A 21,273-nucleotide genomic window follows, 5' to 3' on the forward strand; every position below is an offset into this window, starting at 1 on the left:
CCCTGCTCTTCCAGCAGGGCGACACGTACGAGCTGTCTGAATCGCCAGATAACGAGGAGCTATGGCTAGATGCTTCTTCTGCTGAACACTCCAAGGCTGTGGAGCCGTCCCAGCCGGCAGAATCATGCTCCTCAGGAGAGCAATCTGTACAGATCGAACCAGATAGTGATGGCATCGAGGCGTTCGCAGCGATGTACATCAGAGAAGCAGATGGTGTGCAGATACCGAAGGAGGAATTGTTTCAGGCGTACTCGAGATGGACTGATCAGCACGACATTGATGGGACAAATGCGAGCTGGTTCGGTCGGAAGCTTGCGAACGTCGTTGAGTATGAAGATGACCGTATCAGAGACGGCGATAATCTGGTAACAGTCTACACTGGAATCGACCTGACCAGCGATGGATCAAAGCTCCTTGAATGAGATTTATATCATAACTATGTCTGTATTTCAAGAGAATAAAACACCGGATACCTTTGCACTAGCACTAGTATTCCGATCTCCGCTCATCAGGCCATTTACACGCCAATCCCCGGTTTACACCACTATTTGTTCAGGGCAAATTAATTGTTCGGGTCAAGAATCTGAAAAATGTTCAGGGCAAAATCGCAGGACGGAAGCGATGTTCATGGAAAAACGAGGGTCAAAACCAACTAGTATAGAAGGGGTAGCCCCCGTTGGACAGGGTAGCGAACAGCCCACTGGTTTTCGGTGTGTTTGTCAGCATCGTGATAGTGGATGCACGATGTCCAACTGGACGCATATTACGAGGTCGATCGATGATGTCTGAGAGCGCTGTCTCGGTACTCCCCGAGGAACTACGTGAGCGCGACCAGTGGGTCTGCTGGAAAGAAGAACCTCGAGATGGGAAGCCGACGAAGATACCCGTGACGCCAGGCAGTGGCGCGTTCGCGTCATCGACGGACCCGGAGACATGGGCGTCGTTCGAGACAGCCCTCGAGTACACTAACACGGGGAACGCTGATGGCATCGGCTTCGTCTTTACCGACGACGATCCCATCGTCGGCGTGGATCTGGATGACTGTCGAGATCCCGCAAGCGACGACGTCGACGACACAGCACTGGACATCATCGAGCGACTCGATTCCTATACGGAAATCTCTCCGTCGGGTACTGGGTTCCACGTACTCATCAAGGGAGAACTCCCAGATGGGCGGAACCGCCGTGGCAGTATCGAACTATACGACACTGCTCGGTTTTTCACCGTGACCGGCGACCGCCTCGAGGACGCACCACCTCTCGTTGCACGTCGGCAGGACGCGCTGGTTGCGATCCATCGTGAGTACGTCCAAGACTCTGACCCGGATCCAGAGCACGAATCTGGGGACCGTCGCACTAGCGACGAGACGGAAACGACGGGCAGTGCAGCCGATACCAACGTCGACCTCAAGGATCAGGACCTGCTCGAGCGAGCGCAGAACGCATCGAACGGTGAGAAATTCGAGCGGCTGTGGCGTGGCTCGACTGCTGGTTACGAGAGTCAGTCAGAGGCGGACATGGCGCTGTGTTGTTTGCTGGCGTTCTGGACTGGCGGTGACCACCAGCAGATAGACCGGCTCTTCCGCCAATCGGGACTGCTCCGAGACAAGTGGGACGAAGTCCACTATGCTGACGGCTCTACGTACGGCGAAAAGACTATCGAACGAGCGGTTGCGAGTACCCCTGAGTTCTACGATCCGGACACTCGAGAGACGGCAACCGAATCTGCTCCCAGAACGAGCGAGACGTCGACCGCTGCCACCCGTGACAAATCGGAGCGGACTCCGAATCGTGCGTATCTGGTTGAGAAGAATCGACTGTTGACTGACCGTGTCGACGAACTCGAGGCCACGCTCGAACAGAAAACTGAGCGTATAGAGCAACTCGAGGCAACGATTGAGGATCTCAAAACCGAACTTGCAGAGCGTGACCAAGAGATCGAGCAGACTCGAGAAGAACAAGCCGAGACGACATCTGACTGTGATACCGCTTCAGAGACAGCCTCTCTATGGGGACGATTATTCGGCGATAGTTCGAAATAGCAATCGTTGGGAAGATCGTTTCTTCAATTCAGAGTAAGCTATGATAGGGACATCCGATTCGGTAAGTAAGTCTGCGTAGCAAACAATCATGCCCCAGAAAACACTTATAGAGCGCACCAATCTGATCAGTATGGAACGAAGAATATGTCTTTCTGCTATTACTAGTGGTATAGCTATAACTGCTGGCTGTATTTCAAATAAGGACGGTAAGAAGACAAGCGACGACGATTCAGACGTCTATGGTCCGCCGCCGGAGTATGGTCAGCCAACAGAGTTTGATGAAGTCAAGTCTCTCCAGGTTGAGAATAATCTTAATGAAACAGTGAACATGTCAATAACCGTTACAGGCGGTGATGGGGCTGTTCTCTCAGAAAAGAATGTCACTGCTCCAAAAGATGGGACTGCCAAGGAGCGGATCCCTGTTGCTGATGAGAGTGGAAACTATACAGTAGAGGTTACTATTGAAGGCCGAGGGACAGCAACTGATAATTTCAGCTTTCGGACTCCAGTTAGTGGACCCGAGCTGCATATTAGCGGAGGACGCGAATCTTTCTCAATATCTGTCGCAGAATCACCTAATGTTTAATTCTCTTCAATTGAATGACTCGTGTCGCCTGTACTGATCGATGTGTGCTTGGCCTGGACTTACCGTTTGTCGGGTAGGTGCAGAGAAGGTATGTGAACTGGTCTATGACATCCCCGAATGAACAGAACAGTACAGCAAGTACAGGTAGGCGTTGAGCACGCCCGATTCTTTGGTCATCAACGAATAGTCAACTCACTCCTCGCGATCAGATAACTGCTCGGCCAACCGATCCAACTTCTCCTGAACAGATTCACGACGCTCTCGCGTTGCGTCCGGTCGGTACTCCATCGATACGACCTCGCTATCCTTGAGCGTCACCGACAGCACGCCACCGTCCGTTCGGGCGGGCTCTGGGAGTCGATCAGCAGGGATATCCACTTGCTCAATCACCTGCTCGTCTTCTTCAAGCAAGATGACGGCAATCTCGCCATCCTCGATTCGGTCAACAACGCCGGTGTAAGTCCCATCCATCTCTCTCACCCCATAGCAGGGGTGACAGCTCCATCAATCCCACTGGCCACACTGCCTGCGACAAGCGGAGGGGGTGCCAGTGAATTCGTCTCGTCGTCGGAATCAGGTGTCTCCGCGAGGATATCCGCTGGGTCCGTCGAGAACGACTCACTCGTCTCGACAGCGATCGACGTCCCATCGGTTCGCACTACGATATCGCCGTGGACCCCAGTCCAGTACGTTTTGATATCCCGATCGGCAAACCGTTCGAGGACCTCGTCACTCGGATGCCCATACTGTGAGTCGTAGGCACTCGAGATGATGGCCGTCTCAGGAGCGATGGCGTCTACGAAGGCGTCACTCGAGGAAGTTGATGAGCCGTGATGGCCGGCTTTGTAGACGTCGCTCTCGAGGTCGCTTCCCCACTCGTCGACCAGCCGCTGCTCGACACCAGTATCGACATCGCCAGGCGCTAAATACTGGAAGTCGCCAAACTCGAATGCCAGCACCACACTGTTATCGTTAACGTCGCTCCCAGCGTCCCCAGCAGGCGGGTTCATTACCTGAGCAGAGACATCGCCCTCAAGCGGCAGTTCATCACCGCTTTCGACGAGGAGAAGCTCGACGTCGTGCTCGTCGACGGTATCGAGGTAGTTCTCATAGGTAGCTGAATCCGATGGAACACCCGAATCGTACGCGGTCCCGACACCCTCGCCAGTCGTCTCGAAGTGCTCGATCACAGCGGCGTGGCCACCGATGTGATCGGCATCAGCGTGTGTCGCAACGAGGTGATCTATCCGATCAATCCCTTGGGCCTCGAGATAGGCGATGACCTCACTGCCGTCCTGTCGCCAGTCGCCAGTATCGATCAGAATTGTCTCATTGGCTGGCGTGATAATGAGAGTCGAATCACCTTGCCCAACGTCGATGTGGTGAATCTTGAGTTCGCCGTCAACGGGACTCTGGTTGACGTCATCACTCTCGTCACCGGTGCCGTCCTCTCCATCGCCGTCCGACTCAGACTCATCGAGATCGATATCGCCGTAGGCGTGCTCGAGCACGACTTGGCCATTGGCGTCGACGAGCCGAATCACGTCGCCATCGTCTCGCCAGATATTCACGTTGTATCCCCAGTACAGTTCGGTCTCCGTTGAGTCGCCTTCACCGGTCGTTATCTTCACCGTCTCCCCGGACTCGAGGATGAACTCACTTGGAAACGAAAACGGTGAGAGGCCGCCATCGACCTGCCCACCCTCTCGGTCTCGGAGTTCAAACCCGGACAAATCAACGGGCTCATCGGCGGTGTTCTGGAGGACAATGTACTCCTCATCGGGCGATACGTCCGCAACGTTCAGCTCGACGACATCGAGGGCATCTCCAACCGACTGCGAGTCGTCGATCGCGTCCTCGGCTCCTTCGGTGCCGCCCGCACATCCTGCAAGAACGACGAGGAGCGTCACGAAGACTACGAGGATCGCTCGGTCCATACCTGTTCATGTCAAAGGAGCCGTTTGAGTGTTCCGTCCAGTAGAATAGTACCGTCAACGCCAGACTGGAAGCTACGTCACCGAACGAAGCACCCGTGATTGTGGGAGAACACCCCACTCTTTTTATTCAAAGCCGCGGCCAACGACAGCGATGCTCTCCAATCGACAGGAGGACCTCCTGATTGCGGTCGCTTTGGCGGAGTTTAGCTACGAGACCGAAGATGTCGATCCCGACCTTGCCAACCATGCGTGGCAACTGGCTGCGGACCGACTCGTTGCGTGGGATGTCACCCCGGCTGAGGCCGTCAGAGCACTCAATATTGGAAACTACTGATGCTGAACGACAGTAGTATCGTGCTTTCTACCTCCTGCAACTTGTGGCGGGTAGATACTAATCACCCCTTCCCTGTACTTGTCATGAGTTTCGTGAGCCGTTCAGAATAAAGAAACGGAGCAACGAGCTACCGATACCGTCGCGACTGTGATGGCGTGTTTGTTCTCCCCGAGAGGGGTGCGGGGCGATCAAACTGCCCCGAGATAGCGAATGACTTCTGAGCGACAGCACCCACGAGATCGTGATATTGGTCGGACACCAACTTACCGACAGCCCTCCGAGCCACCCTGGTCGGGCCTCGAGTTACGCGTTCCGAACGACCGGAGTCGAGAGTCACTCATTTCGTTCGTCGAGTGTGTCCTCGTCGAACTCACGCATGCAGACGTCGGTGCCGAGTATCGATCGTCGAACGTCTGGGGGGTTAAACTGACGCAGTACATCGCTGCCGATACGGTTGGCGAGAGTTTCAAGAAGCGCCATTACGACGAACGACTCGGCTGGCACGAACAGACGATGTCTCGGCAGGACGTACGTGATGAACTACTCAACCGACTCGCACGACCCGCGTCACTGGCGACAAACCAGAGTCATTCCCATCCTGTTGAAGAACCAGATACGTTCAGGGTGAAGCCGACGTGGCAACTGCGAACAGGTCGCCGGACCAGCAAGAGGTAATCACCAGCCGTCAGCACTCCAGCTCGCTGTTGAATATCGATCACTGACTCCAGTATGCATCATGCAGTGTCTTCGACTTAATTGTACTTCCAGCAGTGAATTTTTTGGCGCCGTGAGGCATGAGGCGCGCTCAACAGTGAGCCGCCATGTGATTGACAATGACTGATCCAAATCCGATTGACGACACTGCAGACGATTACAGCCGGTTCGAGGCCAGACTCGTTGTCCACGATCAAGATGCAACTCGCATTGTGACAGCAGATGTCGGCGAGACAACCGCCCGACAGCTCGTTACTGAACTCATCGATAACAGTGTGGTGACGCCGGTACCTGGCAAGCGGGTGTTCGTCCACGAGCCAAGTGGGACCGCCTTTGACTCGAGTACTCAGCTTGCTGTTTTTCATCAAGGCTGGACGGCAGCCTGCAACGCCGACAAGGAGGGTGAGTGATGCAGCAGACGCTCGCTGGCTGTGGCTTCTGCGACGCCCTGCCCGACACCGAGGCTGGTGGGGCACATACGTGGGGAAAAGACGAGCGAGTCTCTCACCCCATCTGTGTCGACTGCGCTATCCAGGCGGAGCCGGACCCTGATGAGCGCGATCATTGTACCTGCGATGGCTGTGGGCTCGTCGTCGACGCACTTGCGGCCCTCACGCGATTCCGCGTCGAACTCGGCCATCTCGAGGGCTCGCTACAACTATGTGCGCGATGTAGTCCGGATGGGTCAGCTACCTACTGGACGCGTGATCTCGAGGAGCACCTCATCACGATACCGACAGAGTGAATGACAGAGTCAGACCGGCCTTCAGATGTGAGTGTACACCTCCTGTAACAAACACCCAAAACAGCTATGCACCCACGGTACCAACAACAATCTATGTCGAGCGGCACCATCGATATCGACGAGTTCGAGAACGCCGACGACGACGAATTCGAGGAACGAAACGACACCGAGCGGATCGTGCTATTCCTCGACGAGAACGACGACCGGGCGTGGAAGGCGGCGACGATCGCTGACCAACTCGAACTGGATACGGACGCCGTCAGTGCGATCCTCTCGCGACTGAAGGAACGAGGTCTTGTGCGGCACAAGCGCCCGTACTGGGCGATCACAGACAACGAGGACCGGCTTCGAGCCGCCTACCGGCTTCACCAGCACCACCAGACTGCAAACGAGCAGTACGGCGAGGAGGATCTCGAGGAGTTGAAAACTGACGAGATGGAGGAAGTGCGGTGACCGCGTTCGAGGAATTGGAACGCGGCGACATTATCTGGGGAACCGATCCGCTCTCGAACAAAGGTCGTCCGATGCTTGTTTTAGGAACACCTCGGTTCCCGAACCACGGCGTACAGCTGATCACCGTCCTGATCTCCACGAAGACCTACCACGAGGAGTCTCTCACGATCCGCGACGACGACTACGAAGGCGAGCCACTCGGGGAACGAAGTCACGTCCTTCCGTGGTCGCTCGCGACCCTCAACAGTGCGACAGAGGTGGAATTCCATATGACCGCTCTCGTTGACGAACGGACCGAGGACGTGGCCACACAGCTAATCAGCTACATTTCTTCTTGAGCGAACCATGCTGTCGTTAACGGCGACACCGGGAAGTAGGAGTGATATCGGAGTAGGTAACACGAATACGTGATGGCAGGACAAGCGAGTCGCCTCCCCGATCTGTGACAACTTCCAGACGCGGCCGGATCCGGACGAGCGTGACCACCACGCTTGCGACGGGTGTGGAGTGGTTGTCGACACGATTGCTGCGTCGCCGGCGTTTCACGCCGGCTTCCAGCGGGACCGAGAGTGGTCTGCGTCACTTCTGAATCGTAGCTACGCCGGTACGCTATTCGAATTCGGCGACTCGAGCAGACGCTTCCGAAACGAGTATTCAAATCAAACCCTGATCGCTCAAGGTCTCGCCTGGCTCACGCGGTTCCGCGTCGAACTTGGCCATCTCGAGGGCTCGCTACAGCTGTGTGCGAGGTGTAGTCCCGTAGGCCCGGCAACGTACTGGATGCGCAACATCGACGGCATTCGTATCGGGACGACGGCCGGCTGGTTCCTTGAGAAGCTGAACGAACAGTAAGACGACTGAGACAAGTCTCGTGAAATCCCCGGACCGATCGACATTCTACATAGACAAGGCGAGCGCCTCGGGGCTTGACCCCGAGGAGATCAACGACCGTCGCTACCAGCCTCGTTATGCTCGGTGATTGCTGGATTAGGCATAGTCGCGACGATGTCCAACGGAGATCGAAGCTACAGGCACACGACGATATTTGGGTGTCCGATTCCTGACTCTGAGACTTTGATGTGCAAGTTCTGTGCATACGCCGAAACCGTTATCACTCTATGTGCAGAACTTGCACATAGAGTGAGCGCGAGTGACGACCCACGACGGGTTCATTTCCAGTCGCCGGAGTACCTCGTCGACCGGCTCGATGCGATTGCAGAGCTCTTCGACAAGGATCGGACGGATCTCCTCGTCGAGGCCATCCGGGAGTACATCGAAGACACTGCCGACAGCGAGACGTTTCAGGAACTCGTCGCGACGAAGTACTACGACGACCAGCTCGAGTTCGAGACGGTCAAGCAGTTGGTCGGTGCCGAGATGGCCCAGCGGCTCCGCCTTCTCAAAGCAGACCTCGAAGACGAGCCACTTGATCTCGCTGCCCCCAACGACGTCGACGTCTACAAGGGCGATGTGACGACGGTTGACACCGCGGCTGATGACGATCGATGAGCGGTCCACGACTGCGAACGGTCGTCGCCGACACCAGTGCACTCGTCAGTCTCTCCGTGCCCCGTGCCGACGCTGCCGTTGACACCGGCTCTCCGGACCCATTTCAGTATCTTCTCACCTCCTGTGACGTGTTCGTGCCACCGAAAGTGGTCGAAGAACTCCGCAACATCACACAGTATCAGGATATCCACGCCGCGGCTGCAAGTAACGTCCTCGCGGCCCGCAACCACTACACGGTTGAGTATCCCTACGAAGGCGACGATACCACAGACTCCCGGCCGACGTTTGGCCTCGATGACGGCGAAACTGATGGCATTGTCCTCGCGAACGCACTCGCAGTCGACGGGTTTCTTACCGACGAGTTCGGCGGAACGAACTTTCCACTCATCCACGCTGTGCTCCAGGGGCCGCGGATCGTCCCAACGCCGCGGCTCATCTGCGACTACGCCCGGAACGGGTATATGACCAAGGAAGAAGCGAGAATACTGATCACAACGATTAGCCCACACCGGAGCTGGGAGAACAGTCCCTACGTCACGCGATTGCTCCAGCGCCTCGAAGAGTAGCCCGTCCTGAGAGCGGCCTTCATCCATTTTCGGTTACGCCGAGAATCCAGCGACGGCGACGACTCCCGAAAGCCCTCGGCCGCTCGGCATCCCGCAACCGCCGCTGCGCTCCCCGTGCCTGCGGTGTTTGCGGGGTCGGGGGATAACCGAGGCAGCCTCACCCTTTCTGAGTCCCCTAGGGTAGTAAATGGTTCGCCAAGCGACACGACCGGCTGGACATGCGTGTACACGTATCGGCCCGCTCGCTCGCCGCTGCCGCTCCCCGCACCGCCCGCGTCTGTTCCGGGCTAAAGTACAAGCGGATTCAGAGTTGACGATCGTTTGTTGGGTCCGGTCTGAGTAACGAAGTCAGAGATACTGTAGCGTTTCCGTGATAGTCATGCAAATAAAATAGCCGATGGGATTATACTTCTTTGACCTGATGTGCAGATGCTATGTCAAACGATCAGGTCATTGATCTCCTCAAGCAGGCGTACAACGATGAAATGGAGACGGTAATGAACTATCAAGCACTCTCGATTATTCTTGATGGAATCCATGCGGAGGAGATCAAAGAAAGCCTCCGGCAGGACGTGCAGGAAGAACTCGGCCACGCCGAACAGCTCGGCCAGCGGCTCAAGCAACTGGATTCTAGTCCACCAGGATCTGAAGAGTTCGTCGCTCATCAGGATACGCTTCAACCGCCAGCGGATACCACGGATGTCGCCTCAGTTATTGACGGAGTACTTGATGCCGAAGAAGATGCGATCAACACATATCGTGAATTAGTCGACGCCGCTGAGGCCGCAAACGACCCCGTCAGTGAGGATCTCGCAGTAACGTTACTTGCTGACGAGGAAGCACACCGTACTGAGTTCCGTGGCTTCAAGAAGGAATACAAGGGCAACTGATGATCGGTACGCTCTAGGTGGTACTGCCGAGCCAGTCACGTTAGCGGGTCAGCAACGAGACTGTCACCTCGTAAAAATAGGGATGTAATTTTTGTATATCAGAGGTTGAGTTTCTTGTATGGTTTCAATAGCTGACAGTGTTGTCGTTGTTACCGGTGGAGCATCGGGCATGGGCCGATCGATGGCACTCGAGTTTGCAGATGAAGGTGCATCTGTCGTCGCCGTCGACATCGACGAAGATGCTCTCGACGAGGTCACGAGCAAGATTACAGGCGACGGTGGTGAGGCAATCGGCGTGGTCGGCGACGTCTCTGATCGCGATAGTGTCGAGGCAGTCGTCGAGCAAGCAACCGACGAATACGGCACGATCGACGTGCTCTGTAACAACGCAGGCATCCTCGACGATTACGCTCCGGTTGGGGAGACGTCTGAGGAACTGTGGGACAGGGTCATGGATATCAATCTCAAGGGCGTGTTCCTTCTCACGAAAGCAGCATTGCCAGCGCTCATGGATGGGGACGAGGAAGGCGTCGTAATCAATACCGCCTCCATTGCTGGCAAGGTCGCCGGTGGTGGTGGTACTGCCTACACGTCTTCGAAGCATGGCGTAATCGGGTTCACCAAGCAACTCTCACACGATTACGGTCCCGAGATTCGGGCAAACGCTGTCTGTCCAGGCTTCATCGAGACCGGAATGACTGAGGACATGATCGAGCAGACGCCCGACGAGGTCAACGAAATCGTCCAAGAAACACCAGCTGAACGCTACGCTGAGCCAGAGGAAGTCGCGCAGGTCGTTGCTTTCCTCGCGAGCGACAACGCCTCCTTCATGCACGGGACTGCCGTCGACGTTGACGGTGGCTGGCTCGTCGACTAACTGCCAGTCAAACCAGCCAGCCATTCTGCTTTGGAATGCTCTGTGGGCGTAAGACGTTGTAACTCTTGGAAAAGCTCGAGAGCAGAATGTGAATTTCCGTGTTGTCACTTGTTCTCGGAACGTTCATCAACTGAGACACATATCTCCAGGTATGTACGATCTCACCAAATTCCAGCGAGATCTGCTGTACGTGATCGCCGGTCAGGACGAGCCACATGGCCTCGCGATCAAAGACGAACTTGAAGAATACTACGAGAACGAGATCCATCACGGGCGACTGTATCCGAATCTCGACGACGTCGTCGACAAGGGACTCGTCGAGAAGGGGAAGGTCGATCGTCGGACGAACTATTACACGGTCACAGCGCGTGGTCGGCGCGAACTCGAGGCCCGGCAGGAGTGGGAAAATCAGTACGTCGGTGAGCTGCTCTCGAGTTCGGAGTGAGACGATCACGACCGCTGAGCGTGCGTATTGGATCCAATCAGGAAACTATTCCTCGAAGTAAGAATTATATCGGTAGGCGCGCAAGATCGAGTATGTCCAATACAGAGTCTCCAGATGGTCCCCCATCTTTTGAGGATGCGTTTCGTGACGATGATGTCGAACAGCGCATTTACGGGACAATCCTTCAGACCCGCGAGCCTGCAACGGCGAGCGCTATCGCAGAGCAGGCCGAATGCGACCCGAAGACAGCCCGAAAATATCTGGGCTGGTTCAGTGACCTCGGGATCGTCACGCGCCACGACGGCCATCCGACGACCTACGAGCGCAATGATGCATACTTCCAGTGGCGGCGCATCAATCAGCTCGCTGCCGAGCACACCATCGACGAACTCCAAGAGCACGTCCGCAACCTCACGACACGGATTACCGATTACGAAGACACGTACGACGCCACAACGCCGGCAGCCGTCAACGCCGTCGATGCTGCAGAGACGAGCGACGAACGGACAATCGACGATGTGTATAGCGACCTTGCCGACTGGGCGACCGCTCGAGATGAGCGCAAGCGCTACGAACGCGCCCGTCAGCAACGCGCTGGCGCTGATACCGACCAAGCATCCGGGTAATTCCATCGATGACGCCGCCTGCAGGAGATGGACGTAGCCCCGCGCCTATCGACCGCCCAGTTCTCGAGTTTCTCCAGACACGCCTCCAAGCCACAGCGCAGGCCGCTCGAGCGACGATCACGGATGCGAGTGGACATCTCGAACTCTATGTGACACTCGCACCATCGTACTATCCCGAAACCGTAGAGGAGACGAGCCTCACTGTTCGCTGGTACACGAACGACGACTTCAAAATTCATTACCGAGAGGTACATCCGGAGCACGCTTGGGAGTGCCGGTGGGACCGGCATCCGAACCCTCACAATACGCGAGACCATTTTCATCCTCCGCCTACTGCCCCGACACCCGGCGAGGACGAATCATGGCCAGGTGATCATCGAGATGTACTGCGTCTCGTCCTCGATACGGTCGAAGAACGAATTACCAGCTTATGGGACGAGTAAGTCACAGTGATGGCAGTTTTCTGCGCCAAAGTGGTTCTCCCACTTCCAACGTTGACATCTTGTACGTGAGCGCCGGCCAGAGCGACCCACATGGGCTCGCGATCAAAGACGACTCGAGGAGTACTACGAGAACGAGATCAACCACGGGCGACTGTATCCCAACCTCGACAGGGTCGTCGACAAAGGGCTTGTCGAGAAAGGCGAGGCCGACAAACGAACTACTACACGGTCACAGCGCGTGGTCGGCGCGAACTCGAGGCCCGTCGCGAGTGGGAAGATCAGTATGTCGATGAAGTCCTCTCGAGTTCGGAGTAAGACGGTTACGACCGTTGATCGTGCATACTGAGTCGGATCCCTCGAGTGTCGGTCCATTACGACCACAGTCTCAGGATGTCGTGAGCGGAAAGAGAGCCAGCTAGTGGTATAAGTAACAGACTAGTTGGATCAGCTTACATCTACGTACGTGTGGAATAACAAATATCACCTCGCCTGAATGGCTTGGCCATGGACGACCTTACGGGATTCCAACGAGACCTGCTGTACGTGATCGCGGGCGCTGACCAGCCATCTGGACAGGACGTCAAAGACGAAATCGAGCAGTACTACAGTTCAGAGATCAATCATGGTCGGCTGTATCCCAATCTCGATACGGTTGTGAATAAGGACCTTGTCGAGAAAGGACAACTCGACAGGCGCACAAACTATTACTCGATTACAGACGAGGGAGAACAAGCGATTGAGGATCGGCGTGAGTGGGTATTACAGTACATCGACTGATCGAGATCGGAGGCGATCTAGATTCTTGCTTTGCTCCCCGAATCGGTAAGTACAGGGGAAGTGGTTACCGGAGGTGCAATCGGTCTCACCGATAGCTATCAGGAACAGTGTACTGCTCCCGTGGACGGAGACGTTACCGGCTTTTTATAGCCCGAGGTTTCTCTTCGTCATCACCTTCTTGGTGATCATCCGATTCTCTGTTGTCAATCACCATCTCTTCGGCTACGTCGTCGGTCAGCTGTGTGGGTGGCACCTTCTGCGTCACGCGGAAGGTTTTGGTCGGACGGAGAATCGCCCACAGCGCCCCTGTTGCGTGGAGTACTGCAACGACTGGGAGCGAGACGAATAATCCAACTAATACGCGGAATCGTTCTGCGTAGTACCAATAGCCGATAAATCCCCACGCAAACATCCCCACGATCTGAATGCCAATGGCGACTTCATAGAGGGACGGTAGGAAGACGATTGACACGGGCGTCACTAGTGGAATCAAGAGCAACGGGGACAGCGCCACAAGTCCCCAGGCTGCGTTCCGGAGCAACGACAGCAGTTGGTACTGTCTGGGTAATAGATGCGAGTCGAGGGATGCACCCGAAATCCACCGACGTCGTTGTCTGATCAGTTCCCCGACTGACGGCGGAGCCTGATTGAGAAGTTTCACTGGGAGGACTGCCATCTCCCGGTCTGGGTCAGCGAATGCACGCCAGATGAAATTCGTATCCTCGGTGACTGTCGGGACGTCCCACGTGACCTCTTGCTCGACAGCTGTTTTGACGGCGAACCCACCACCCCAGGCATATAATGGATAGCGAAATCGCGGAAACACGCGCTGTTCAATTTGAAAGCCCATGCGGAAGATTTCCGCAAAATAACTCAACCACGACCCGGTCCGAACCGGCCGTTCCATCAACTGGACGATATCGGCATCGGGAAACGGAGGGAGTGATGGAACAATAGTATCTTCGTCAAGGTAGAGGACAAACGTTTGATCTGTGGGCACGTGGCGACGAGCCCACTCGGCAGCTCGTGCTTTTCGCGTTGCTTCACAGGTAAACGACTCAGGCACGACGTGAACCGTTGCACCATCGATGTCGATATCATGTTCGGCGATCACCCGCACGTCGCTCAGTTTTGCAGGAAGCGAATTGACGGTCTGCTGGACAACCTCTTGGGCATCGATAGTCATCACCCGAACCTGAATGTCGGAGAGGTCGTGCTCGGCAGGTCGCTTTCGTGCTTGCCCAACAACGATGACTTCTACAACCCAGAACGCCGTCGCCACAAAGAAAATTATGAGAAATGTCCAAGCTACTACTGAATAAACAGTATTAATCACAGTAGAAACGTCTGACGTGCTGCATCGTATTGACTGTTCATCTTGTGGTAAAATAATTCTTGCTTATACACACTTCTTTGAGTTGGGTTGTGCTGGATCGTGTAGGGACGGTCAGTTCGCATCTGTAGTGTGCGGATGGGTCACTGAAACAGTTGTGAAGGAGTAGGTCTCGGTAAGTGGCTTGCAACCATCGCTTTTGATAACAGGGAGAAAGCCCCTGGCACGCTCGAGTCCCGCGTCTCGCTGCGCTCCTCACAGGTTGCGGTGCTTACGTCGGCGGGGTTCCTCGAGCGCGCCAGCCTCTTTCAGACCCACCCACGTGGATTGATCGGGCTGCTGTTGCGTCGGTTGCTCGCGCTTGGGTATCGGCCCGCCCCGCTCGCCGCGTGCCGCCCTCCGCGTCGCTCGCGACCGACCATTCCGGGCTGCGGTTCGCTCCTGACGTCGCTCACCGTTCCGGGCTAAAGTGAATCTGGTCTCGACGCCAGCATTAAGCGCGTTTTCGGTTGCGCCCCTCGCGGGCTTTCGCGTTCCAGCGCTTGGTGCCGCCTGCGCTGTCGCGCGCCACACTGCGGCGCGCGTTCTCGACGACAGTCGCGCTGGACACGAACCCGCAGTCCGGGCCGGACACGAGAAACGGCTTAAAGCTGGCCGCTCGCTCCGGGCGGATCGCCGCGCGGTGCTGGTTGGAACACCGCATTCAGGCGCGCTCTCGCTCGCGCCCAGATGGGCGCTCGCGAAGGCGCGAGCGCGAGCGCGCAGATGGATCTAGTCGGTCGGTGTCGTCGGAAAACCGCGATGTAGTAGCATCGCGGTGGCAGACGCGTGAGCGCCTTCAGTGATCTGCAATGTCTAGTAACAACTCGAGTAGCAAGGTCGTTACGGTCGATGAACAGGCACTCAAACAGGCGGATGAGCAAGCAGTCGATGAAGACGGCTACCCAGTCGTCGACGAGACGCCGGAATTCGAGGCAACAGTCGAGCAAGAGGTCCAAGCAAAGGTGGATGCGAACCACCCGGACGGAATCGTCGATACAGATAATGAGCGGATCCACGGTGCGACCCTCGAGCAGGAAGAGCGGATTCGAGCACGAGAGGATGAACTCGAGCGAATCAGTGCCCAGGCCAAGATAGGAACACAAGAAGGTCGTGCAAAGCGGACGCGAACGATCGCTGCGAACCAGAACAAAGCGCGGCGTGTGGAATTCCAGAAACGGGCGGCAAGCGTGGATCCGATGGCGGATCCGGAACGAGCGGACCCCCGTACAGAACTCACCCAAGAGCAGTTGGCGGCCGTGAACAAGCAGTCGATGCGACTCGAAAAGCAGTTGGATGGCTGGTCTCGAGCGGCGATCAGCCGGCGGCTGAGTGAGGCCGTCGTCGGTGGCCAAGACCTGACGAGTGCGGTCGTCAACGTGTTCGAGGAGCGGCAGACGGCGCCCGGACACGTCATCCCCATTGGAAAACTCGAGGAGGTCTCTCGGAAGGAGGTGAGCATCGAAGGGCGTGTCGAAACCCTGTGGGATCCCTCGCATCCGAGCATCGCACAGGTCGGTCTCATCGCAGATGATAGTGGCCAGACGCGTGTGACGATCTGGAAGTCATCAGACGCGCCATGGATTGAGGAAGGCGAGCAGGTGCGGATTCACAAGGCTGCCCGGAACTGGCACGAAGGCCGTGTTTCACTGGCCGTGACCGGGTGGTCGATGATCCACTTCCCTGAGCGCGGCCGCTGGTGGGAATAGCCGGGGAGAAGCCCCTTTTTTGCTGGTGTGAACGCAGTCACCGCCACCTCCCACCACCTCCACGGTCCGGGCTGCTCACGGCCGGTGGCCGCTGCGCTGCCGGGCTTTCGCCACAGCATGAATCTGTTTCATGACGCTGCCATCTCCTGGTGAGTTTCTGTGCCCTACAAGTGGGTGAGGGGCAGTCGGAATTGCTCATCGCCCCTCGTGAGCACCATGACTTTTAGAGAGATTTACGAGATTACATTCGACGAAGACGTCCAGCCCAACTCGAACTCCAGTCCGTGTCCCAAATGCAACGGACGGGTGACCACCAACGCAGTCGAAACTCGTTGTGAGGGCTGTGGACACCTTATTGAACCACAACAATACCAGGCCCGGAAAAGAGTCAATCACACTCAGATAGACTGTCCTTGATGAAAGTAACACAAGTATTGAAACAAGATATTTACTGGAGTAGAAACATAGATTTGGATAATGCCAGAATGTGATGATTGTGGCTCTCATGTCACCGAGAACTACTATCGAGTTTTCTCCGTTAATGACGATCTGCCAGCGTGTATCCATTGTGCCAGCAACCGTGAAGCTCGAGAAGCAGGACTTCGCCAGCAATAGCGTCTCAGTGATCTCATTTCCAGATCTTCTCTCCCGAACTGGCCTGATCAAGATGTGAGACATACAACCCACTACCCAATCAATGACTGATCGCGATTCTGACTTTGAGGAGCTTCGTCCGACCGGCGAAGCGTCGCATATCCCAGATGAGACACTCAGCGAGTGTACTGACGGTGAGCCTGATCGACAACGAGTTGCGGCGACGACAGCTGGATATCCAGATACTCCAACGGAAACGGATACCGAGTGTCGGTCCTGTGGCGCACCGATCCCAGCTGACCGGACCAAATGCCTGTTCTGTCTCACCAACCATCTCGAAGACTGCTCTTCTGAGACAGACGCACCAGCAGCAGAGTGGACGATCCTCGGCGTTATTCACATGCTTGTCGAGTCGTCGACGTTCTACGGCGCCGTCGCGAAAGGAGCAGCCGCTGCGACACTCCTTGCCTCGAATGCGACCGAACAGGCTGTCGACGACTGCACGATCATCTACGATTTCGAGAACGAGCCTGCAGCCCAATTGACCGATCGGTGGCCCGTGCTTCCTGCTGCAGCACAGATTACGTCCACTGACGGTGAGCAACTTCTCGCGGCCGCTCGCGATCGAACAACATGGAGTGACCAACCCCAACCAGCTGCAGGTGACCACGAGCCAACAACGTATCTCTACGACGAAGGTGGGACTGGTATCCGCGACGAGCAACGACTTGCGACGCTGCTCGACAACGTCGGTGATGATGCGTGGTTAGTCCCCGCGATTGCCCTCCAGCAGGTACCCGAAGAGAGTGAACCTGAGCATCAGGACAGTGGCATCCCGACCAAAGAACGTCTCGAGTGTCACCAGTGCGGACGCACAACCGATCATCAATTCAGCGACCATGAATCGGTCCCCGACGAAACGTGGACCGGCCACGCAATCTGGGAGTGCCAGATCTGCGGGATGCCGCGCTATGGGCCGAGCCCAAAATGAACAAGATGTGAAATCACTTAGCAGTAAAATACAGGCGTCGGTTCCTGGATCGGAGGAAAGACTGTTTCACGGTTCAGAGACGCCGTAATTGACGTGTACAATCGGTGTGCATTTCAGCAGTATCCGACAGTCAGCCGGTGCTTTCCGGGTCGACGACTTCACCGCATTCAGGGCATTCTGCAAATACTCGTTGCTCGCCGTTCGTTTCGAACTCGATGATAGATTGATGTTTCAGGACTTTAGCGTTGCAGAACGAGCAGTTACCGAGCACCTGGTTTTCGGCTGTCATAGGGGTAGTGGTGGAACCATGGAGCGTGTGACAGGGGGAATCCACGGCTCCATTCGATGTGTTTGGCGTTTTGGCTGAAAAAGGTGAGCCAGCCACAGTGAAAGTAGAATAGCCCTGTGAACCCCCTCGGGATCAAGCCTCGAGGCACTCGCCTTGCTTATCTGCAGAGGCTTGATGATCCCCACTTGCAGCAAAACACACAGCAGTCCGGTTTTTGATGCCTCAATAGGGGCAGAGGCAACACTCAATGAACGACACGCCAGAACACTTCCAAGACTCGAGCGAACTCTCACCAGCACAGCGGCTCGAGGCACCGAATACGCGGCTCATCGACGCCGGCATCACGACGATCAACGATATGGACACGCTGCGAGCTTGCATTGCCTACGAAAACCAACATCAGCAACGCGTCCCAATTCTCCGCCAACTCGAGAAACGGGCCAACGAACTCCGCTCACAGGACGACGATGACTAGCTCGACACTGCCAGTGTCAGATTGCAGGACGACCGGGAGAAACTCTGCCAATCCCTTGCTCTGTACGTGATGCCACAAAAGCCGTCAGTAGTCATTCCTGTACCTCCGTCCCTGCTCGGAAGCTCGTGAGGTCGTCAATACGCTCTTCGAGTGCTTCGATTTCCTGTTGCAGTTCCTCAGCTTCCGTCTCTTCACTAGCGTCAAGGCGGTCCTTCAAGCCCTGGAGGCGCGACTCCTTGACGTCGTCATCGACCTCCGCATTGCGAACGTACTCGCTCTCATCGATCTCGTAGACATCGGACTCGGTGAGTGTCGTCATCTCGAGTGCTTCGTCGACTTTCTGGCGATCAACGCTCATGACGCGCTCGCGGTCGATCCCTTCCGCCTCGAGCATGGAGAGAACTTCCTCGTCATCTCTGAGCGAGCGGTTGCGGCGACTCGTACGCTGGACCGAGCCGTACTGACCGGCAACAGGACGGTCGTGATGAAGCCGTGAGAGAAGTACGTCAGCGACCTCCTGGCGAAAGTCGTTGGCGTCACGCTGGACATCCGACAGCAGCGTGTAGAGATTTACGAGGGTGGCCGTCTCCAAGTCAGGGAGGTCGGTTACGTCGTGGCGCTCGAGTGCATCGATCAGTAGCAGCGCATCCGAGTAGATGTCCAGACCGTCGGGTTCGGTGCGGTCGTCGTCATCGATATCTAGTTCGTGTGCTGTGTCAGCTAATTGGATCGTCGTCGGCCCGTCTGTCTCGGCGATCACACCCGCGTCTTCGTCGATCTCGAACCGAGGATGAACACTCAACACCGCTGGATACGGGTCAGCATCTAGCGGGAGCCGGTCGAGATCGAACCCATCGTGCGCGGTCTGTATCTGATGGTAGAGTGTCTCGAACTGCTCACGTTGGAGCGGACGCTTCTCGTTAGACTCGTCAAATCGGCCGATGACACGGTGTTTCTGAACATCTGTGATATGGATACGAGAGTTCGACAACGGTGTGATCAGTGTCCCGTCCGCCGGCAACTCATCAAGATGCTCGAGAAGCGTGTGCCAACTGACGCTGAATGGCCTACGGAGAAGTTACGCGCCATCCCGACTAAACCTTGTTCTCAGCGGTATCAGAGAATACATTCACTGGTTTGATATGAATGTTTTCGCGTTAGATTGCTTGGTAAATAGATGGGCGTACTTAGCCAAAATCAGAGAAGACCGTTCAGCGATCCCCGTACGTCATCCTCTTTCATAACCCTGTTACGGTTTTCCACACACTCTCCTGAGAATTGAAGATTCTGCTCCTTGTCTTCCCACTCAGTGTCATGTGTGTTCTTGCGTTCAGAAGCAGTGCTTCGGGAGTCATCTTGAGGCCATTCAGTGTATGGTACGACCTCAACGAACTTTTGCTTATTCTCCAGTTTCAGTTCGACGAACAAGTGCTTATTTCGATTGATCTTCTCCTTCGGAGAATCGACATCAGAATGGCACTTATTTCGTAGGATAAGGTGATCTGCTTCCCAGAGATCGATTGAGTTCACCACTAAAATATTTCCAGTGTTACTCTCTCGAATTGGTTTGGTCCAGAATCTTACACCGGGCTGGATACTCACGCCGGGTGCAACGGACAAATCTCCGGGTGTGTTGAGTGCAGCCACGATACTCTAGTACTACGCGAATTATAAAATATCTATTCCTATCCAGATAAGCCATAACATCATAATCGGGACGGCGTACGGTACATACCCAGCATCTCTCCTGAACAAGAGCGGAACACCAGACGACGCGCCGATCAAAGTGGAGATCGTGGCGTCCGCTGATTAGCGGCTCTCCAGCTGCTCGAGTCCGGCGTCTTTTTGAGCCCCACTGAGGGGTGGAGGTCTTCTCGAGTTCAATTCAATTCAGTTCGATTCGACTCGACTCGAGAAGCACTGATCGAACATGGTTACGAGCAGCAGCTCCCGGGAAACGTTCGACGATTCGGATACCCGGCACGACGAGATGCACAGTACGATCGAAGCATGGATTCAGGACCTCGTCAAAGAGGTCGATGACGCCGTCTCAAGCGAACAGTTCACAGAGTGGTTGGACGTTCAGAGTCGCTTCCATGACTACTCGCACCGAAACACGCTGTTGATCAAACTTCAGTGTCCAGAGGCAACGCGCGTTGCTGGCTATCGAACGTGGCAAAACGAGTTCGACCGGCACGTGAAAGAAGGAGAGACAGCGATCTGGATTTGGGCACCCATCATCGCAAAGCAGTGTCCCGACTGCGGAAACTCGCCGTCATACCACGAGCGCAGTGACTGTGAATACGATGAGACACCGCCGGATAGCTGGGAGAAAGGACTCGTGGGCTTTCGGCCAGCGCCTGTCTTTGATATTTTGCAGACTGACGGCGAGCCACTGCCCGACCTCGAGACAGAAGCCAGAGGACAGGCTGAAGAGTTGGTTCCCGCACTCCTCGAGGCAGCAAACTCACTCAAAGTAGATGTAGAGGTCGTGTCACCCCAAGACTGGTCGCATGGAAACGCCAAGGGCGTCTGTGAGTACCGCCCTCTAGAGCAGCCACGCGTCGCTGTTCGTGATCGCGAGAACGACGCTGACCTCGCCGTCACGCTCGTTCACGAGTACGCCCACGCGCTGTTACACAGTGGCGTCGACGACGAGGCTGAGCGATCGAAACGTGAGCTCGAAGCCGAAGCAGTCGGCTACATCGTTGGACGGTACTTCGAGTTAGATACCAGTGGGTCAGCGTTCTACCTTGCCGCGTGGCACGGAGACGAGCCAGAGACGATCATCGACCGGCTTGAGCGGATCAGTTCGACAGCCCAGGAGATCATCGATATCGTCAGTGAGGTGGTCGACAATGAGTGACCGACCGCTTCTTCTCGAGATCAGAAACGAACTC

Annotated in this window: 28 protein-coding genes and 3 pseudogenes; 25 read left to right on the plus strand and 6 right to left on the minus strand. The window is 55.9% G+C overall.

Annotated elements, in window-relative coordinates; genetic code table 11:
- From ACFR99_RS19820 to ACFR99_RS19830, 3 genes and pseudogenes are all read left to right on the plus strand, one after another.
- A pseudogene (locus ACFR99_RS19820) lies at window positions 1–422 on the plus strand (hypothetical protein); the annotation flags it as partial.
- 359 nt (window positions 423–781) lie between these two features.
- Window positions 782–2,041: a phage NrS-1 polymerase family protein gene (locus tag ACFR99_RS19825; RefSeq protein ID WP_390291353.1), complete on the plus strand. Its 1,260-nt coding sequence runs from the start codon at window positions 782–784 to the stop codon at window positions 2,039–2,041.
- A gap of 130 nt (window positions 2,042–2,171) precedes the next feature.
- On the plus strand, window positions 2,172–2,627 hold the full coding sequence (locus tag ACFR99_RS19830; protein ID WP_390291356.1) for a hypothetical protein: 456 nt from the start codon (window positions 2,172–2,174) through the stop codon (window positions 2,625–2,627).
- 192 nt (window positions 2,628–2,819) lie between these two features.
- On the opposite strand, the gene ACFR99_RS19835 is transcribed toward ACFR99_RS19830, so the two are convergent.
- Window positions 2,820–3,098 carry a DUF3006 domain-containing protein gene (locus tag ACFR99_RS19835; protein ID WP_390291358.1) on the minus strand — a complete coding sequence of 93 codons (279 nt, stop codon included), beginning with the start codon at window positions 3,096–3,098 and terminating at the stop codon, window positions 2,820–2,822.
- Window positions 3,099–3,103: 5 nt separating this feature from the next.
- Window positions 3,104–4,564 carry a lamin tail domain-containing protein gene (locus ACFR99_RS19840; RefSeq protein ID WP_390291361.1) on the minus strand — a complete coding sequence of 487 codons (1,461 nt, stop codon included), beginning with the start codon at window positions 4,562–4,564 and terminating at the stop codon, window positions 3,104–3,106.
- A 151-nt stretch (window positions 4,565–4,715) separates the two neighbouring features.
- Between ACFR99_RS19840 and ACFR99_RS19845 the strand changes: the two genes are divergently transcribed.
- The 17 genes and pseudogenes from ACFR99_RS19845 to ACFR99_RS19915 all read left to right on the plus strand — a co-directional run bounded on the left by ACFR99_RS19845 (window position 4,716) and on the right by ACFR99_RS19915 (window position 12,943).
- A complete protein-coding gene (locus ACFR99_RS19845; RefSeq protein ID WP_390291364.1) occupies window positions 4,716–4,898 on the plus strand; it encodes a hypothetical protein in 183 nt (60 codons plus the stop codon).
- 210 nt (window positions 4,899–5,108) lie between these two features.
- Window positions 5,109–5,573 (plus strand): hypothetical protein, encoded by a 465-nt coding sequence (locus ACFR99_RS19850; RefSeq protein ID WP_390291367.1) that lies wholly within the window; start codon window positions 5,109–5,111, stop codon window positions 5,571–5,573.
- A gap of 158 nt (window positions 5,574–5,731) precedes the next feature.
- Window positions 5,732–6,022 carry a hypothetical protein gene (locus ACFR99_RS19855; protein WP_390291370.1) on the plus strand — a complete coding sequence of 97 codons (291 nt, stop codon included), beginning with the start codon at window positions 5,732–5,734 and terminating at the stop codon, window positions 6,020–6,022.
- Complete coding sequence (locus tag ACFR99_RS19860) at window positions 6,022–6,357, plus strand: DUF7558 family protein (protein ID WP_390291372.1); 336 nt, start codon at window positions 6,022–6,024, stop codon at window positions 6,355–6,357. Before ACFR99_RS19855 ends, ACFR99_RS19860 begins: the two co-directional genes overlap by 1 nt.
- Before the next feature lie 93 nt (window positions 6,358–6,450).
- Window positions 6,451–6,810 carry a MarR family transcriptional regulator gene (locus ACFR99_RS19865; RefSeq protein ID WP_390291374.1) on the plus strand — a complete coding sequence of 120 codons (360 nt, stop codon included), beginning with the start codon at window positions 6,451–6,453 and terminating at the stop codon, window positions 6,808–6,810.
- The gene (locus ACFR99_RS19870; RefSeq protein WP_390291377.1) at window positions 6,807–7,148 is read left to right on the plus strand and encodes a PemK-like protein; all 342 of its coding nucleotides are present in this window, start codon (window positions 6,807–6,809) and stop codon (window positions 7,146–7,148) included. The genes ACFR99_RS19865 and ACFR99_RS19870 overlap by 4 nt, the downstream gene beginning before the upstream one ends.
- A gap of 76 nt (window positions 7,149–7,224) precedes the next feature.
- Window positions 7,225–7,341 (plus strand): annotated as a pseudogene (locus tag ACFR99_RS20400) (DUF7558 family protein); the annotation flags it as partial.
- The gene (locus tag ACFR99_RS20405; protein WP_465260911.1) at window positions 7,318–7,662 is read left to right on the plus strand and encodes a DUF7558 family protein; all 345 of its coding nucleotides are present in this window, start codon (window positions 7,318–7,320) and stop codon (window positions 7,660–7,662) included. The pseudogene ACFR99_RS20400 and the gene ACFR99_RS20405, both read left to right, overlap by 24 nt.
- A gap of 288 nt (window positions 7,663–7,950) precedes the next feature.
- Window positions 7,951–8,319 carry a hypothetical protein gene (locus ACFR99_RS19875; protein ID WP_390291379.1) on the plus strand — a complete coding sequence of 123 codons (369 nt, stop codon included), beginning with the start codon at window positions 7,951–7,953 and terminating at the stop codon, window positions 8,317–8,319.
- Window positions 8,316–8,885, plus strand: coding sequence for a hypothetical protein (locus ACFR99_RS19880; RefSeq protein ID WP_390291381.1), 570 nt, complete (start codon window positions 8,316–8,318; stop codon window positions 8,883–8,885). Before ACFR99_RS19875 ends, ACFR99_RS19880 begins: the two co-directional genes overlap by 4 nt.
- Before the next feature lie 434 nt (window positions 8,886–9,319).
- Window positions 9,320–9,775 (plus strand): ferritin-like domain-containing protein, encoded by a 456-nt coding sequence (locus ACFR99_RS19885; protein WP_390291384.1) that lies wholly within the window; start codon window positions 9,320–9,322, stop codon window positions 9,773–9,775.
- Window positions 9,776–9,893: 118 nt separating this feature from the next.
- Complete coding sequence (locus ACFR99_RS19890) at window positions 9,894–10,652, plus strand: SDR family NAD(P)-dependent oxidoreductase (protein ID WP_390291387.1); 759 nt, start codon at window positions 9,894–9,896, stop codon at window positions 10,650–10,652.
- A 151-nt stretch (window positions 10,653–10,803) separates the two neighbouring features.
- Window positions 10,804–11,097 carry a PadR family transcriptional regulator gene (locus ACFR99_RS19895; RefSeq protein WP_390291390.1) on the plus strand — a complete coding sequence of 98 codons (294 nt, stop codon included), beginning with the start codon at window positions 10,804–10,806 and terminating at the stop codon, window positions 11,095–11,097.
- A gap of 92 nt (window positions 11,098–11,189) precedes the next feature.
- Window positions 11,190–11,723 (plus strand): DUF7342 family protein, encoded by a 534-nt coding sequence (locus ACFR99_RS19900; protein WP_390291393.1) that lies wholly within the window; start codon window positions 11,190–11,192, stop codon window positions 11,721–11,723.
- An 8-nt stretch (window positions 11,724–11,731) separates the two neighbouring features.
- On the plus strand, window positions 11,732–12,166 hold the full coding sequence (locus ACFR99_RS19905) for a toxin-antitoxin system TumE family protein (protein ID WP_390291395.1): 435 nt from the start codon (window positions 11,732–11,734) through the stop codon (window positions 12,164–12,166).
- 20 nt (window positions 12,167–12,186) lie between these two features.
- Window positions 12,187–12,481, plus strand: a pseudogene (locus tag ACFR99_RS19910) (PadR family transcriptional regulator).
- A gap of 189 nt (window positions 12,482–12,670) precedes the next feature.
- Complete coding sequence (locus ACFR99_RS19915) at window positions 12,671–12,943, plus strand: PadR family transcriptional regulator (RefSeq protein WP_390291397.1); 273 nt, start codon at window positions 12,671–12,673, stop codon at window positions 12,941–12,943.
- Between the two features lie 133 nt (window positions 12,944–13,076).
- On the opposite strand, the gene ACFR99_RS19920 is transcribed toward ACFR99_RS19915, so the two are convergent.
- Window positions 13,077–14,279: a glycosyltransferase family 2 protein gene (locus tag ACFR99_RS19920; RefSeq protein ID WP_390291400.1), complete on the minus strand. Its 1,203-nt coding sequence runs from the start codon at window positions 14,277–14,279 to the stop codon at window positions 13,077–13,079.
- An 848-nt stretch (window positions 14,280–15,127) separates the two neighbouring features.
- On the opposite strand from ACFR99_RS19920, the gene ACFR99_RS19925 reads away from it, so the two are divergent.
- The 3 genes from ACFR99_RS19925 to ACFR99_RS19930 all read left to right on the plus strand — a co-directional run bounded on the left by ACFR99_RS19925 (window position 15,128) and on the right by ACFR99_RS19930 (window position 17,609).
- Window positions 15,128–16,024, plus strand: a complete 897-nt coding sequence (locus ACFR99_RS19925; protein ID WP_390291404.1) for a DNA-binding protein — start codon at window positions 15,128–15,130, stop codon at window positions 16,022–16,024.
- 477 nt (window positions 16,025–16,501) lie between these two features.
- Window positions 16,502–16,639 (plus strand): DUF7563 family protein, encoded by a 138-nt coding sequence (locus ACFR99_RS20410; protein WP_465260909.1) that lies wholly within the window; start codon window positions 16,502–16,504, stop codon window positions 16,637–16,639.
- Between the two features lie 82 nt (window positions 16,640–16,721).
- Complete coding sequence (locus ACFR99_RS19930; RefSeq protein WP_390291407.1) at window positions 16,722–17,609, plus strand: biosurfactant protein 1; 888 nt, start codon at window positions 16,722–16,724, stop codon at window positions 17,607–17,609.
- A gap of 130 nt (window positions 17,610–17,739) precedes the next feature.
- Here ACFR99_RS19930 and ACFR99_RS20415 read toward each other — a convergent pair whose 3' ends face one another.
- Window positions 17,740–17,898: a DUF7837 family putative zinc-binding protein gene (locus tag ACFR99_RS20415; RefSeq protein WP_465260910.1), complete on the minus strand. Its 159-nt coding sequence runs from the start codon at window positions 17,896–17,898 to the stop codon at window positions 17,740–17,742.
- Window positions 17,899–18,145: 247 nt separating this feature from the next.
- Here ACFR99_RS20415 and ACFR99_RS19935 point away from each other — a divergent pair, with 247 nt between their 5' ends.
- Window positions 18,146–18,373, plus strand: a complete 228-nt coding sequence (locus tag ACFR99_RS19935; protein ID WP_390291410.1) for a DUF8129 domain-containing protein — start codon at window positions 18,146–18,148, stop codon at window positions 18,371–18,373.
- A 91-nt stretch (window positions 18,374–18,464) separates the two neighbouring features.
- Here the strand turns inward: ACFR99_RS19935 and ACFR99_RS19940 are convergent, their stop codons facing one another.
- Window positions 18,465–19,394: a DUF7983 family protein gene (locus ACFR99_RS19940; protein ID WP_390291413.1), complete on the minus strand. Its 930-nt coding sequence runs from the start codon at window positions 19,392–19,394 to the stop codon at window positions 18,465–18,467.
- Window positions 19,395–19,570: 176 nt separating this feature from the next.
- Window positions 19,571–20,020, minus strand: a complete 450-nt coding sequence (locus ACFR99_RS19945) for a hypothetical protein (RefSeq protein ID WP_390291416.1) — start codon at window positions 20,018–20,020, stop codon at window positions 19,571–19,573.
- A gap of 283 nt (window positions 20,021–20,303) precedes the next feature.
- Here ACFR99_RS19945 and ACFR99_RS19950 point away from each other — a divergent pair, with 283 nt between their 5' ends.
- Window positions 20,304–21,239, plus strand: a complete 936-nt coding sequence (locus ACFR99_RS19950) for an ArdC-like ssDNA-binding domain-containing protein (RefSeq protein ID WP_390291419.1) — start codon at window positions 20,304–20,306, stop codon at window positions 21,237–21,239.
- Window positions 21,240–21,273 lie beyond the last annotated feature (34 nt).

This window comes from Haloarchaeobius amylolyticus (assembly GCF_042678045.1).
GTDB lineage: Archaea > Halobacteriota > Halobacteria > Halobacteriales > Natrialbaceae > Natrinema > Natrinema amylolyticus_A.

What these genes read in the sequence shown, in the direction of transcription:
- ACFR99_RS19865 (WP_390291374.1), top strand. Translation starts at nt 6,451, where the DNA reads ATGTCGAGCGGCACCATCGATATCGACGAGTTCGAGAACGCCGACGAC.
- ACFR99_RS19835 (WP_390291358.1), bottom strand. Translation starts at nt 3,098, where the DNA reads ATGGATGGGACTTACACCGGCGTTGTTGACCGAATCGAGGATGGCGAG.
- ACFR99_RS19880 (WP_390291381.1), top strand. Translation starts at nt 8,316, where the DNA reads ATGAGCGGTCCACGACTGCGAACGGTCGTCGCCGACACCAGTGCACTC.
- ACFR99_RS19950 (WP_390291419.1), top strand. Translation starts at nt 20,304, where the DNA reads ATGGTTACGAGCAGCAGCTCCCGGGAAACGTTCGACGATTCGGATACC.
- ACFR99_RS19935 (WP_390291410.1), top strand. Translation starts at nt 18,146, where the DNA reads ATGAACGACACGCCAGAACACTTCCAAGACTCGAGCGAACTCTCACCA.
- ACFR99_RS19840 (WP_390291361.1), bottom strand. Translation starts at nt 4,564, where the DNA reads ATGGACCGAGCGATCCTCGTAGTCTTCGTGACGCTCCTCGTCGTTCTT.
- ACFR99_RS19825 (WP_390291353.1), top strand. Translation starts at nt 782, where the DNA reads ATGTCTGAGAGCGCTGTCTCGGTACTCCCCGAGGAACTACGTGAGCGC.
- ACFR99_RS20415 (WP_465260910.1), bottom strand. Translation starts at nt 17,898, where the DNA reads ATGACAGCCGAAAACCAGGTGCTCGGTAACTGCTCGTTCTGCAACGCT.
- ACFR99_RS19830 (WP_390291356.1), top strand. Translation starts at nt 2,172, where the DNA reads ATGGAACGAAGAATATGTCTTTCTGCTATTACTAGTGGTATAGCTATA.
- ACFR99_RS19845 (WP_390291364.1), top strand. Translation starts at nt 4,716, where the DNA reads ATGCTCTCCAATCGACAGGAGGACCTCCTGATTGCGGTCGCTTTGGCG.
- ACFR99_RS19925 (WP_390291404.1), top strand. Translation starts at nt 15,128, where the DNA reads ATGTCTAGTAACAACTCGAGTAGCAAGGTCGTTACGGTCGATGAACAG.
- ACFR99_RS19915 (WP_390291397.1), top strand. Translation starts at nt 12,671, where the DNA reads ATGGACGACCTTACGGGATTCCAACGAGACCTGCTGTACGTGATCGCG.
- ACFR99_RS19900 (WP_390291393.1), top strand. Translation starts at nt 11,190, where the DNA reads ATGTCCAATACAGAGTCTCCAGATGGTCCCCCATCTTTTGAGGATGCG.
- ACFR99_RS19905 (WP_390291395.1), top strand. Translation starts at nt 11,732, where the DNA reads ATGACGCCGCCTGCAGGAGATGGACGTAGCCCCGCGCCTATCGACCGC.
- ACFR99_RS19860 (WP_390291372.1), top strand. Translation starts at nt 6,022, where the DNA reads ATGCAGCAGACGCTCGCTGGCTGTGGCTTCTGCGACGCCCTGCCCGAC.
- ACFR99_RS19890 (WP_390291387.1), top strand. Translation starts at nt 9,894, where the DNA reads ATGGTTTCAATAGCTGACAGTGTTGTCGTTGTTACCGGTGGAGCATCG.
- ACFR99_RS19930 (WP_390291407.1), top strand. Translation starts at nt 16,722, where the DNA reads ATGACTGATCGCGATTCTGACTTTGAGGAGCTTCGTCCGACCGGCGAA.
- ACFR99_RS20410 (WP_465260909.1), top strand. Translation starts at nt 16,502, where the DNA reads ATGCCAGAATGTGATGATTGTGGCTCTCATGTCACCGAGAACTACTAT.
- ACFR99_RS19855 (WP_390291370.1), top strand. Translation starts at nt 5,732, where the DNA reads ATGACTGATCCAAATCCGATTGACGACACTGCAGACGATTACAGCCGG.
- ACFR99_RS19850 (WP_390291367.1), top strand. Translation starts at nt 5,109, where the DNA reads ATGACTTCTGAGCGACAGCACCCACGAGATCGTGATATTGGTCGGACA.
- ACFR99_RS19895 (WP_390291390.1), top strand. Translation starts at nt 10,804, where the DNA reads ATGTACGATCTCACCAAATTCCAGCGAGATCTGCTGTACGTGATCGCC.
- ACFR99_RS19885 (WP_390291384.1), top strand. Translation starts at nt 9,320, where the DNA reads ATGTCAAACGATCAGGTCATTGATCTCCTCAAGCAGGCGTACAACGAT.